This window comes from Nocardioides zeicaulis (assembly GCF_042432345.1).
Classification (GTDB): Bacteria; Actinomycetota; Actinomycetes; order Propionibacteriales; family Nocardioidaceae; genus Nocardioides; species Nocardioides zeicaulis.
Genome location: NZ_JBHLXH010000001.1, coordinates 1694097 through 1706258, shown reverse-complemented (window position 1 = coordinate 1706258; position 12162 = coordinate 1694097). Strand labels below are relative to the sequence as shown.

Annotated in this window: 13 protein-coding genes; 8 read left to right on the top strand and 5 right to left on the bottom strand. The window is 75.5% G+C overall.

Going from position 1 to position 12162, the window contains the following annotated elements; all coding sequences use genetic code 11:
- Positions 1 to 79: 79 nt before the first annotated feature.
- Complete coding sequence (locus ACFFJG_RS08340) at positions 80 to 655, bottom strand: DnaJ family domain-containing protein (protein ID WP_378518138.1); 576 nt, start codon at positions 653 to 655, stop codon at positions 80 to 82.
- A 139-nt stretch (positions 656 to 794) separates the two neighbouring features.
- Here ACFFJG_RS08340 and ACFFJG_RS08335 point away from each other — a divergent pair, with 139 nt between their 5' ends.
- From ACFFJG_RS08335 to ACFFJG_RS08300, 8 genes are all read left to right on the top strand, one after another.
- Positions 795 to 1442, top strand: coding sequence for a M15 family metallopeptidase (locus tag ACFFJG_RS08335; RefSeq protein ID WP_378518137.1), 648 nt, complete (start codon positions 795 to 797; stop codon positions 1440 to 1442).
- The gene (gene alr, locus ACFFJG_RS08330; RefSeq protein ID WP_378518136.1) at positions 1439 to 2650 is read left to right on the top strand and encodes an alanine racemase; all 1212 of its coding nucleotides are present in this window, start codon (positions 1439 to 1441) and stop codon (positions 2648 to 2650) included. Before ACFFJG_RS08335 ends, alr begins: the two co-directional genes overlap by 4 nt.
- Positions 2647 to 3594, top strand: a complete 948-nt coding sequence (locus ACFFJG_RS08325) for a D-alanine--D-alanine ligase family protein (protein ID WP_378518135.1) — start codon at positions 2647 to 2649, stop codon at positions 3592 to 3594. The genes alr and ACFFJG_RS08325 overlap by 4 nt, the downstream gene beginning before the upstream one ends.
- Positions 3591 to 4595 carry an acyltransferase family protein gene (locus ACFFJG_RS08320; protein ID WP_378518134.1) on the top strand — a complete coding sequence of 335 codons (1005 nt, stop codon included), beginning with the start codon at positions 3591 to 3593 and terminating at the stop codon, positions 4593 to 4595. Before ACFFJG_RS08325 ends, ACFFJG_RS08320 begins: the two co-directional genes overlap by 4 nt.
- Complete coding sequence (locus ACFFJG_RS08315) at positions 4592 to 5902, top strand: sensor histidine kinase (RefSeq protein ID WP_378518133.1); 1311 nt, start codon at positions 4592 to 4594, stop codon at positions 5900 to 5902. Before ACFFJG_RS08320 ends, ACFFJG_RS08315 begins: the two co-directional genes overlap by 4 nt.
- Positions 5899 to 6561, top strand: a complete 663-nt coding sequence (locus ACFFJG_RS08310) for a response regulator (RefSeq protein ID WP_378518132.1) — start codon at positions 5899 to 5901, stop codon at positions 6559 to 6561. The genes ACFFJG_RS08315 and ACFFJG_RS08310 overlap by 4 nt, the downstream gene beginning before the upstream one ends.
- Positions 6562 to 6614: 53 nt before the next feature.
- On the top strand, positions 6615 to 7841 hold the full coding sequence (locus tag ACFFJG_RS08305) for a 4-alpha-glucanotransferase (protein WP_378518131.1): 1227 nt from the start codon (positions 6615 to 6617) through the stop codon (positions 7839 to 7841).
- A gap of 86 nt (positions 7842 to 7927) precedes the next feature.
- Entirely contained in the window at positions 7928 to 8179 is a 252-nt protein-coding gene (locus tag ACFFJG_RS08300) for a PspC domain-containing protein (RefSeq protein ID WP_378518130.1), read from the top strand.
- 19 nt (positions 8180 to 8198) lie between these two features.
- Here the strand turns inward: ACFFJG_RS08300 and ACFFJG_RS08295 are convergent, their stop codons facing one another.
- The 4 genes from ACFFJG_RS08295 to ACFFJG_RS08280 are packed head-to-tail and all read right to left on the bottom strand — an operon-like array spanning position 8199 to position 12099.
- A complete protein-coding gene (locus ACFFJG_RS08295) occupies positions 8199 to 9665 on the bottom strand; it encodes an MFS transporter (RefSeq protein WP_378518129.1) in 1467 nt (488 codons plus the stop codon).
- A complete protein-coding gene (locus ACFFJG_RS08290) occupies positions 9662 to 11008 on the bottom strand; it encodes a M20/M25/M40 family metallo-hydrolase (protein WP_378518128.1) in 1347 nt (448 codons plus the stop codon). Before ACFFJG_RS08290 ends, ACFFJG_RS08295 begins: the two co-directional genes overlap by 4 nt.
- Entirely contained in the window at positions 11005 to 11619 is a 615-nt protein-coding gene (locus tag ACFFJG_RS08285) for a nitroreductase family protein (RefSeq protein ID WP_378518127.1), read from the bottom strand. Before ACFFJG_RS08285 ends, ACFFJG_RS08290 begins: the two co-directional genes overlap by 4 nt.
- Before the next feature lie 30 nt (positions 11620 to 11649).
- Entirely contained in the window at positions 11650 to 12099 is a 450-nt protein-coding gene (locus tag ACFFJG_RS08280) for a hypothetical protein (RefSeq protein ID WP_378518126.1), read from the bottom strand.
- Positions 12100 to 12162 lie beyond the last annotated feature (63 nt).

Genomic DNA, 12162 nt, shown 5'->3' with positions numbered 1-12162 from the left:
CCTCGAAGCGGCAACTTCCCCGGATATCCGGGGAAGTTGGCAGCGACCTCGAGCCGGCCGGGAAGCGATGGGCTGAGGCTCAGCGCCCGCGCAGCCGCGACCACCACGGCCGCCGGCGGGGCGCGTCGGGGGCGGTGGTGGAGCGGGCCGCGCGCTGCGCCTCGATGCGGGCGGCGCGGCGCTCGAGCCACGCGGCGACCTCGGCGTCGACGTCGCGCGTGGGGGTGATCACCGGCGGACCGCCCTGCAGCTGACGGCGGGTCTCCACCACCCGGCGGTTGAAGTCCTCGAGCTCGCGGCGCACCTCCCGCTCGACGGTGATCGCGTCGAGGCGCTGCTCGAGCTCGGCGTCCTCCTTGCGCAGCGCGATGGCGGGAGGGAGCAGCGCGATGTTCTCGCGCTCGACGAGCTTCTTGACCCACCAGTCGGGGTCGTGCTCGACGCCGAGGTCCTCGATCGGCTTGCCCTGGCCGGGCAGGTCGTCGAACTCGCCGCGCTCCATCGCCTGGCGCACCTGGAGGTCGACCCACGTCGCCTGCTGGGCGATGCGGGCGGCGGCCGCGGACCGCCCGGTCCGGTCGTCGCGCGCCGCCTCGCGGCGTACGGTCTCGGCGTCCGCTGTCTCGAACTGGTCGTCCCGGTCCTTCTCCGGCATGCCTCCAGCCTACGAGCCCACCCCCGTCGCGGCACCTGCCCGCGCTCCGCCGGAGGGCCGGTGACCTCGTCCTCGAGGACAGCGGCCCGGCACCTCGGGTGGAGGCGCCGACCCCCTCGCGACGGCGACCGTTGTCGTCATGGTGATCCTGCTGTCCGACCCCCGGGTCCGCGCCGTGCCCGTCCGCGAGTGCGGCGAGGTCCTCGTCCCCCTCGACGCCTCGTTCGGCCCTGCCCGCGCGCTCGTGCGGCGCGGGCTCGCCGATCGCCTCGCCGAGGCCCAGGACGCGCTGCCCGCCGGGATCTCGCTGTTGGTCGTCGAGGGCCACCGGCCGGTGGCGGCGCAGCGCGCCATCATCGCGGCGTACTCCGCCGAGCTGTGCGCCGCACGCCCGGGCATCTCGGCCGACGAGCTCGCGGTGCTGACCAGCCGGTTCGTCGCCCCGGTCGAGGTCGCCCCCCACGTGGCGGGCGCCGCCGTCGACCTGACGCTGGTCGACGCGTGCGGCGACGAGCTCGACATGGGCACCCCGATCGACGCCACCCCCGAGCAGTCCGACGGCGCCTGCTACTTCGCGGCCGCCGGGATCGGCGCCGACGCCCGCGCCCACCGTGACCTGCTCGCGCGGGTCCTCGGCGCGGCGGGCCTGGTCAACTACCCCACCGAGTGGTGGCACTGGAGCTTCGGCGACCGCTACTGGGCGCTGGCGACCGGCGCCGCGGCCGCGCTCTACGGCCCGGCCGAGCCGGGCTCGGACACGGGCGGCGACGAAGGGGTCGCCGCGTGAGCGCGCTTGCGGTGGCGCCAACCGCCGGGGGCGCCGGCCGGCCGCGGCTCGAGGTCGACCTCGCCGCCGTCGCGGCGAACACCCGCCTGATCGCCGGTCGCACCGCCGCCGAGCTGATGGCGGTCGTCAAGGCCGACGGGTTCGGTCACGGCGCGGCCGCCGTCGCCCGCACCGCGCTGGCGCACGGCGCCACGTCGCTGGGCGTCACCAGCATCGAGGAGGCGCTCGTGCTGCGCAGCGACGGCCTGACCGCCCCGGTGCTGAGCTGGCTCAACCCCGTGGACGCGGCGTACGCCGACGCGCTGCGGGCCGAGGTCGACATCGCCGTCCCGTCGCGCGAGCACCTCGACGCCGTCGTGCGGGCCCAGCGCGGCGGGCCGCACCAGCGGTCCGCCCGCGTGCACCTGCACCTCGACACCGGGATGGCGCGCGACGGCGCCGAACCCTCGGCCTGGGCGGCGCTGTGCCGCGCGGCCCGCCGCGCCGAGCGGGCCGGGCTGGTCCGGGTGGTCGGGGTGATGGGCCACCTCGGGTGTGCCGACGACCCGGCCGACGAGTGCAACGTGCTGGGCCGGCGGCGGTTCGGCTGGGGCGTCGAGGTGGCGCGCGGCGCCGGGCTTCGCCCTGCGCGCCGCCACCTCGCCGCGACCGCGGCCACCCTGCTCGACGTCCGAAGCCACCACACGCTCGTGCGCGTCGGCGCCGGCCTGGTGGGCATCGACCCGACCGGGACGACCCCGCTGCGCTCCGGGCTCACGCTCACCGCGCCCGTGGTCAGCGTCCGCCGCGTCCGCGCCGGCTCCGGCGTCGGCTACGGCCACGCCTGGACCGCGCCCGCCGCGACCACGCTGGCGCTGCTCCCGCTGGGGTACGCCGACGGGCTGCCGCGCGCCGCCTCGGGCCGCGCCGAGGTCATGCTCCGCGGCCGGCGTCGTGCGGTCGTGGGTCGCCTGTCCATGGACCAGGCGGTCGTCGACCTCGGTGACGACCACGCCGAGCCGGGTGACGTCGCCACGGTCCTCGGTCCCGGCGACGCGGGCGAGCCGACCGTGGCCGACTGGGCCGACTGGGCCGACACCCTGCCGCACGAGGTGGTCACCGGCATCGGGCCCCGCGTGCTCCGCACCACCCGCCCCGCCGAGCCGGGACCCGCCGTCCCGGTCCCTGCTCCGTCCGCCGTGCCGACCGTCCTGAGGAGCCTCCCGTGACCCGCCCCCGCACCCGCGTCGCCGTCGTCGGCGGTGGCCAGAGCTGTGAGCACGCCGTCTCTCTGGCGTCCGCCGCCGCGGTCGCCGACGCGCTCGACCCGGCTGCCTACGACGTCGTCCGGCTCACCATCGCCCCCGACGGCACCTGGCTCGAGGGCGACACCGTGCTCGGTCTCCCGGGTGCGGTCGCGGTGCTGCAGTCGTGTGCCGCGGTGCTCCCGGTCGTCCACGGCCCGCGCGGCGAGGACGGCTCGCTCGCGGCGCTGTGCGAGCTCGCCGGCGTGCCCTACGTCGGCTCGGGCGTCGGCGCGGGCGCGCTCGCGATGGACAAGTGGGCCACCAAGCTGGTGGCAGGCGCGGTCGGCGTCGCCACCGCACCCGGTCTGCTGCTCACCGCCCGCACCGCGGCGGCGTACACCTGGACCCACCCGGTGGTGGTGAAGCCGGTCGCGGCCGGCTCCAGCCACGGCGTCTCGCTGGTCCGCGAGGCGGCCGGTCTCGCGGCCGCGCTCGACGCCGCGCTCGCCCTCGACGACCGCGTGCTGGTCGAGGACGTCGTGGTCGGCCGCGAGGTCGACGTGGCCGTGCTGGGCACCGCCGACGGCGCGCGGGTGGTCTCCCCGGCGCTCGAGGTCGTGGTGGACGGGTGGTTCGACTTCGACGCCAAGTACGGCGGCGGCGCCGACTTCCGCGTGCCCGCGCCCCTGGCCGAGGCCGAGCGCACGGCTCTGGAGGAGGCGGCCGTCGCCGTCTACGACGCCCTCGGCTGCGCCGGCGTGGCGCGGGTCGACTTCTTCGTCACCGCCGCCGGCCTCGTGCTCAACGAGGTCAACACGATGCCGGGCTTCACCGCGCAGTCGCAGGTGCCGCGGATGTTCGCCGCGGCCGGGATGTCGTACGCCGACCTGCTCGACCGCCTCGTGCGCGACGTGCTCGTCGCGTGAGCGCCCGGACGGGCCGCGTCGACGGGATCGACCTGCTGCGCGGGACCGCGATCGCGCTGGTGATGCTCCGCCACGCCTGGCCCGAGGTGTTCCCCGGCGCCGGAGTAGTCGGGGTGGTCATGTTCTTCACCCTCAGCGGCCACCTCATCACCGGGCTGCTCGTGGACGAGCACGAGCGCACCGGACGCGTCGACCTGCGCCGCTTCTACGCCCGCCGGCTGCGCCGGCTCGTGCCGGCGCTGCTGCTGCTGGTGGCCGGCGTGGTCGTGGTGACCCTCCTGCTCGACCCGCTCGGCGACCGGGACGAGCTCGGTCGCACGGTCCTGGTCGCGCTGACGTGGACGGCGAACCTCCCGTTCGCCCACACCAGCGACGCCACCTTCCACCTGTGGACCCTGGCCACGGAGGAGCAGTTCTACCTGCTCTGGCCGGCCGTCCTCGTGGCTGCGCTCGCCCGTGGGCGCGTGCGGGTCGCGCTGCTGGTCGTCGGCGCGGCGTGCGTCCTGGCGTGCGTCGCGACGCTGGTGTGGCTGCGCGAGGAGCCCGACCTGGCCTACGCGCTGCCCACGTCGTGGGCGGTCTGCTTCGTCGTCGGCGGCGCCACCCGCGTGCTCGGGCAGCGGACGGTCCCACCCAGGTGGGCGGCACCCGTGGCGCTCGCCGGTCTGGGCGTCCTCAGCGTGGTTCCATTGCGGGGTCATGCCCTCACCTACCTGGCAGGAGGTCCCGCCATCGCTGCGCTGACCGCGGTCCTGCTGCTGTCGTGGCGGACGTGGACCGACGTCACCGGCACGGCGCGGGCGCTGGTCGTGCTCGGCACGGTCTCCTACGGCGCGTACCTGTGGAACTACCCGCTGACGCTGTGGCTGCGGCCCTCCCTCGCGGGCTGGGCGGGGCCGGTCGCGCTGGTGCTCACCCTCGTCGCGGCGGCGCTCAGCTGGCGGCTGGTCGAGTCGCCGGCCCGGTCCTGTCGGCGGGTGGCCGAGGCGGTGGCGGCATGAGCGCCGACGTCGCCCGGCTCCGGGCCTGGTCGCCGGACCTCGCGCTCGGCGGCGCCGTGCTGCTCCTCGGCCTGGTCGAGGCGTCCCGGGCCAAGCCGTGGTGGGAGGACTGGTGGGACCTCGCGCTGGTGGTCCTCGGCACCGCCACGGCGGTGGGCCTGAGCCGCCGCGCGCCCGGGGTGGCGGTCGGCCTGGTGTGGGTGGTCTGCCTGCTCCAGCTGGCCTCCGACACCCGCGTGCTGCTGGTGCAGGCCGCGATCGCGGTCGTGCTCTTCGGCGCCGCCCGGTGGGGCAGCCCGGTGGTGGTGGCCGTCAGTGGGCTGTCCATCCCGCTCGGCGCGGCGACCGTCGTGCTGTTCGGGGCGTCGGAGGTCTACGACGCCCTCGCCCGGTTCATCGACTACAACAGCATCATCAACTCGGCGTACCGCTTCGGCACGACGTGGCAGCTGGCGGCGGCGGTGCTGGCGGTGCTGCTGCTGGGCTCGCCGTGGCTCGCCGGGCTGGCGCTGCGCTTCGTCTCGCGCGCGGAGCAGTCGCGCGTCTCGCAGGTGGCGGCCGAGGAGGACGCCGCCCGCGCCGTGCAGGAGTCCGAGCAGGCCCGCGAGATCGCGCGGCTGCGCGAGGAGCAGGCCCGGATGGCGCGCGACGTGCACGACGTGGTCGGCCACTCGCTGGCCGTGATCCTCGCGCAGGCCGAGTCCGCCCAGTACGTCACCGACCCCGACGCCGAGGTGCTGGCCGAGAAGCTGCGGGGCACCATGGCCACCATCGCGACCTCGGCGCGCACCTCGCTGCAGGACGTGCGCCAGGTGCTCACCACGACGCAGTCGACCGCGCCCGCGGGGCGCCAGGGCGGTCTCGACAGCCTCGTCGACGGCGTGCGCTCCAGCGGCCACGAGGTCGTCTCCACCGTCGTCGGCCGGCCGCAGCCGCTGCCGCCGGAGCTCGAGACCGTGGCCTACCGCGTGCTTCAGGAGATGCTCACCAACGCGATCAAGCACGGGCGCCGCGACACCCCGGTCACCGTCGAGCGCCACTGGGAGGGCGAGCTCCGCCTCGAGGTGCGCAACGGCGTGGCCACGACGCCCGCCACCGACAGCGCGACCACCGACGAGACCCAGCCGCTGAGCGCGGCGGTCGAGGACGGGGCACCGCCCCACGCGGCCTCGCCCGGCCAGGGGATCGACGGGATGCGCCGCAGGCTCGAGGCGGTCGGCGGCCGGCTCGACGTACGCCGTCGCGACGAGGCGGGCGGGCCGACGTTCACCGCGACGGCCTGGGTCCCCGTGCGGGGTGGCGCGTGATCCGGGTGGTGCTGGTCGACGACCAGGAGCTCTTCCGCGAGGGCGTCCGGACGATCATCGACGCGCAGGAGGGGATGGAGGTCGTCGGCGTCGCCGGCGACGGGTTCGAGGCGGTCGCGGTGTGCGACGAGCTGCAGCCCGACGTGGTGCTGATGGACATCCGGATGCCCGAGATGGACGGCGTCGAGGCGACCCGCCAGCTGTTCGCCCCCGACCGCGTCTCGCGCCGCACCAGCCCGCTGCGCGTGGTGGTGCTGACCACCTTCAACCTCGACGACCGCGCGGCCACCGCGATCCGCTACGGCGCCAGCGGCTTCCTGCTCAAGGACACCACGCCGCTGATGCTGCGCGACGCGATCCGCACCGTCCACGCCGGCAACGCGGTGCTCGCCCCCGCCGACCTCTCGTTGCTGCTGCAGGGGCAGTTCGTGGCCCGAGCGCCGGCGCCGCGGGCGTACCTCTCGCTGACGGAGAAGGAGCGGGAGGTCTTCGCCGCGGTCGCCCGTGGTCTGTCCAACACCGAGATCGCCGGCCTCGTCTTCGCCTCGGAGTCGACGGTGAAGACCCACGTGGGGTCGGTGCTGCGCAAGCTCTCGCTGCGCGACCGGGTGCAGATCGTCGTGTTCGCCCACGAGCACGGGCTGGTCGGCGGGGACTGACCCGCCCGTCGGGACGTAGCCGCGCCCCACCCCGGCCGTGGGACCGTGCGGTCATGTCCTTCCCAGGTGTGTCGGCCCGCGCCGCCGGTGTCCAGGTCCACGTGACCTCGCTGCCGGGCGGTCGCCTCGGCGAGCCCGCCCGCGACCTCGTGCGCTGGCTGGCGGCGGCCGGGCAGTCGGTGTGGCAGGTGCTCCCGCTGGCCGTGCCGGACGCCCACGGGTCGCCGTACGCCTCACCGTCGGCGTTCGCCGCCTCGCCCGGCCTGCTCGAGGACCCGGGCGCGCCCGTCACCGACGAGGAGGTGGCCCGGTTCGCCGAGGAGAACGCCTACTGGGCCGGGTCGTGGGTGGCCCACGGCGGCGACCTGGCCGACCAGGTGCGCTTCGAGCGCGAGTGGTCGGCGTTGCGCTCCTTCGCCTCCGACCACGGGGTCAGCGTGCTGGGCGACATCCCCATCTACGTCGCGGCCGGCGGCGCCGACACCGCGGCCTGGCCGGGGCTGTTCCGTCGCGACGCCGTCGCGGGGGTGCCGCCGGACGCGTTCAGCGACACCGGCCAGCTGGGGGGCAACCCGCTGTACGACTGGGACGCCATGGCCGCCGACGGCCACCGCTGGTGGGTGGAGCGGCTGCGCCGCAGCCTGGCCCTCCACGACGCCGTGCGCATCGACCACTTCCGGGGGTTCGCGGCCTACTGGGCGGTCCCTGTGGGCGACGCCACCGCCGAGCACGGCACCTGGGAGCCCGGTCCCGGTCGCGCCGTCTTCGACGCCGCCACCGCGGAGCTGGGTCCGCTCCCCGTCGTCGCGGAGGACCTCGGCGTGATCGACGCGCCGGTCGAGGAGCTGCGCGACGCCCTGGGCTTCCCCGGCATGGCGGTGCTGCAGTTCGCCTTCGACCCCGAGGGCGACGACCGGCGCCACGAGCCGGAGAACCTGCGCCACGACCAGGTCGTCTACACCGGCACCCACGACAACGACACGGTGGTCGGGTGGTGGCAGAGCCTGCCCCCGGTGAGGCGACGCGCGGCCGAGGAGGCGCTGCGTGCGGCCGGCTGCTCGGACCCCGACCCCGCCTGGGCGATGATCCGGCTCGCGCACGCCAGCCCGTGCCGGCTCGCGATGGTGCAGGCGCAGGACGTGCTGTCGCTCGGCCCCGAGGCCCGGATGAACACCCCCGGCACGGCAGCCACGTGGTCGTGGCAGCTGGAGCCCGGCATGCTCACCGCCGACCTCGCCGCCCGCCTGCGCGAGGTCAGCGAGGAGCACGGCCGGGCGTGAGCGTCGCGCGCCGCCGGGGGCGTCCCGGGGTCGGACCGGGGTCGATCCCGATGGTGGGCGCGCGGGCGGCGACGCAGGCTGGAGGCATGGAAAAGATCCGCACCTCCTTCGCCCGCCAGGGCCTCGTCCGCTCGAGCGACCGCGCGATCCTCGCCGGTGTCTGCGCCGGCGTCGGCCGCCGCCTCGGCCTGACGCCGTGGGTCACCCGGGCGTTGTTCGTCGTCACCCTGTTCGCGATCCCCGGCAGCCAGATCCTGGTCTACCCGCTGCTGTGGTTCCTGATGCCGGCGGAGGACAGCCTCGAGGCCGGCGCCGCAGCGGCGTACCGCACGCGCTGACCCCGACCGGCAGGAGTCGTCAGGCCCGCGCCGACGGCTCGGTCGGCGCGTCGCTGAAGGCGTGGCGGGGGGCCGCGAGCAGCGCGGCGGCGGCGAGGAACGACGCGCCCGCGCAGACCGCCCAGACGGTGAGGTAGCCCGAGAGCGGCGCCACCTTCTCGGCCGTCGCGTCGAGGGAGCCCGTCGCGGTGAGGGCGATGGCGAAGATCGCCGAGGCGATGGCGCCGCCGACGGTCTTGGTGCCGTTGGTCATGCCGGTCGCGATGCCGGTGCGTTCCGGCGGCGCGGCCGCCGCCGCGGCCGCGGGCAGGGCGGCGACGAGCGCGCCCGACCCGAGCCCGGCGACGCCCATGTTGAGCAACGCCTGCCAGGTCTGGTCGTGGAACGGGATCCACAGCGTGTAGCCGACGCCGACCAGCAGGCAGGCGACCACGAGCGCGCGACGTACACCGCCGAGCAACCGGGTCGTCAGCGGCAGCGTGAACGCACCGATCGCGAGGGTGACGACGTAGAGCCCGATGAGGGTGGAGATGAACGCCGGGTCGGCGCCGAGGCCGTAGCCGCGCTCGGCGGGGTCGGCCTGCGCGTAGGTCGACAGCGGGATCTGGCCGCCCAGCACCGGGATGCCGAAGAGGAACGCCGTCACCTGCACCGGCCACTGCGTCGGCCCGGAGAGCAGGCGCACGTCGACGATCGGCTCGGGGTGGCGCTGCTCGAAGCGCCAGAACACCGCGAACGCCGCGACGGCGACCACGACGGTGAGCCAGCCGCGCACCGAGCCGGCGCCGTCGAGCCGCAGCCAGACCAGGCCGCCCATGAGCAGCCCCAGCGAGAGGGTCACCAGGCCGAGTCCGGCCCAGTCGATGCCGCCCGTGTCCTCGCCCGGCGCCTGCTCGATGCCGGCGAGGATGACGAAGAAGACCGCCGTGACCACGACGGCCGGGAGGGCGAGCAGGACGTTCATGTCGAGGGTGTCCACGAGCAGCCCGCTCGACAGTGCGCCGAAGATGACCGCGAGCTCGAGCGAGCCCACGAGGATCGCGGCACCGCGCCGGGTGAGGAGCTCCTGGCGCCCGGTGTCGCGGGTGCGGCGGTGGATGATCGCGATCTCCAGCGGCAGCCACACGACGTACGCGCCCTGGATCGCCCAGCCGACGAGGAAGGTGGTGAAGCCCGGGGCGAACGCCAGCCACCAGGAGCCGAGCGCGGTCAGCGCCGTGGAGACCAGCAGCACCCGCTTGTGGCCGACGAGGTCGCCGAGCCGCGCCAGCAGCGGGATGCAGAGCGCGCTGACGATGAGCTGGGCGGCCTCGAACCAGTTGACGTCGCCCTCGTGGATCGACAGGTGCTCGGCGATCTGCGGGTAGATCGGGGTGTAGTAGCCCTGAAGGATCCCGCTGGCGAACTCCACCAGCACGAGGAAGCCGACGACGGCCGCGAGACCCTTCACCGCCGGTGCGGCGGACCGGGACGTCGTGGTGCTCATGCGGGAAGCCTCTCGATCAGGAGCGCGTACCACCGGGCGCCGTCGACGAGGTCGGCGATGGCGATGTGCTCGTCGTAGGAGTGGATCGCCTGGCGCTGCGCCTTGGACATCCGGAAGGGGGCGAAGCGGTAGACGTGCTCGCTGATCGCGGTGAAGTGGCGCGAGTCGGTCGCGGCCATCATCACGTAGGGCGTCGCGACGGCGTCGGGGAACACCTCGCCGATGCAGGCCTCGACGAGCTCGAACGGCTCGTCCATCGGGGAGACCGGCGAGGGCTCGCCGGCCTCGACCACGTCGATGCGGATCGAGTCGTCGTCGATGGCCCGTCGCAGGTGCTCCACGACGCCCGCGACGGTGTCGCCCACCATCACCCGGACGTTGAGCCCGGCCCGCGCGGTGGAGGCGATGGCGTTGATCGCCGGCGAGCCTCTGAGCGTCGTCGTGGCGACGGTGGTGCGGGTGGTGGCGGCGGCCTCCGGGCCTGCGGCCACCAGAGCCCGCGTCACGACCGGCGCGAGCCGGTCGGCGCGACCGAGCAGCGGGCCGAGGACCGGGCGCAGCGCCAGCGGCACGTGGGGTGCGAGCCGGCGCATCATCTCCAGGGTGGGCGCCGGTGCCGAGGCGGGGAACGGTGCCTTCTCGACCGCGAGGATCGCCCGGGCCAGGCGGGCGGTCGGGCCGTTGCGGGCGGGGGTGGAGGCGTGCCCGCCGCGGCCCTCGGCGACCAGCTCGATCGAGGTGGTGCCCTTCTCGGTGACGCCGACGACGCCCAGCGGCGCCTTCACGCCCGGGAACGCGCCATCCGCGATCGCGCCTCCCTCGTCGAGGACCAGCCACGGCGTCACCCCGCGCTCGCGCAGGACGTCGACCGCCGCCAGCGCCGAGGTGCCGCTGACCTCCTCGTCGCAGCCGAAGGACAGCCACACGTCCTGGGTGGGCACGTGCCCGGCCTCGAGCAGCGTCTCCACGGCGTCGCAGATCGCGGCGACGCAGTTCTTGTCGTCGAGCGTGCCGCGGCCCCAGACCGCGGGGCCCTCGTCGGAGTCGTGCACCTCCGCCCCGAACGGGTCGTGCACCCACGGCGCCTCCGGGTCGATCGGGACGACGTCGAGGTGCGCCATCAGCACCACCGGGCGTAAGTCGCTCGCGCCGGGCCACCGGAACAGCAGCCCGTGGCTGCCCACCCGGGTCAGCTCGAGCCGCTCGTGCAGCAGCGGGAACTGCGCAGCGAGCTCGTCGAGCAGCCGGTCGAAGGCCGCGGTGTCCACGCGCGCGGGGTCGCGGTGGGAGACCGTCGGGATGCGGACGAGCGCCTGCAGGGCGGACACCACGCGGTCGGTCATGGGGCGACCGTAGTGCCCCAGCGGCCGCGGTGGACGAGATTCGCGCGGCGTGCGCGCCGCGCCGGCGACCCGGCGGCCCCGGCGTCGTCGGCCCGGTGGCCCACCGTGATCGCGCCGACCGGCGCGTGGTCGTCAGGGACGCCGAAGGCGGCGCGGAAGGAGTCGAGGTGCTCGGCCGGGATGCCGAAGAAGCAGGCGCCGAGGCCCTCGTCGACCGCGGTCTGCAGCACCAGCAGCGCGGCCATCCCGCTGTCGACCCACCAGTACGGCACCGGCCAGCGTGCCTCGTCGCGGTCGGTCCAGCCCTTGTCGGGCTGGGCGTAGCGCTCGAGGTAGGCCTCCTTCGACGCCAGCGGGACGATCACCACGGGCGCGGTGCGCATGCCGTCGAGCCAGTCGTTGTGCGTGCCGGGGTCGGCGCCGGTCGCCTCCCAGAAGCGGGCGACGCCGTCGGGGGTGTCGAGCACGAGGAACGCCCAGCCCTGGGTGAAGCCGGCGTTGGGCGCCCGCTGGGCGTGCTCGAGCATCCGGTCGACGACGGCCGGGTCGACCGGCTCGGGGGAGTAGCGCCGCACCATCCGGCGGCGACGCACCACGTCACGGAACTCCATGGACGCAGGCTCTCACCCCGGACGGTCGCCTCAGCTCCAGGCGTACCAGTGGTGGGGGCGGGCGACGAGGTGCCAGCCGTCGCAGGTCAGCGTCTCCGCAGCGGTGAAGTCCGGCCAGTCGCCGCCCCCGTCCCACGGCAGCGCGGGTCGCCGGCTCGCCGCGCACGACGCGGGCACGGCCGTCCCCTGCGGCACGCGCGCGTCGAGCCGCGTGCCCGTGGCGCCACCGGCGGCCCGGCCGGGCCGCACGACGGTGATCTCGTCGGCATCCGCGGGCAGCCAGTCGGGGCGCTCGCCGTCGGGCACGTCCGCGGCGTCCGCGTGGTGCTCGACGACGACGTGGCCCGTGGCCTGCGCCCACCACGAGCCCGGGCTGCGCCCGCTGACCAGGGCCGCGCCGAGCACGATGCTCACGGCCAGCAGGACGACGACCAGCAGCACCAGCAACGTGCGCACGGGTCGGGGGAGGGTGGTGTCCACGGGGTCTCCTCGCAGGGGTCTGACAACGCCTCCGACGCTAGGGACGCGCGGCGCCGGTGGCGT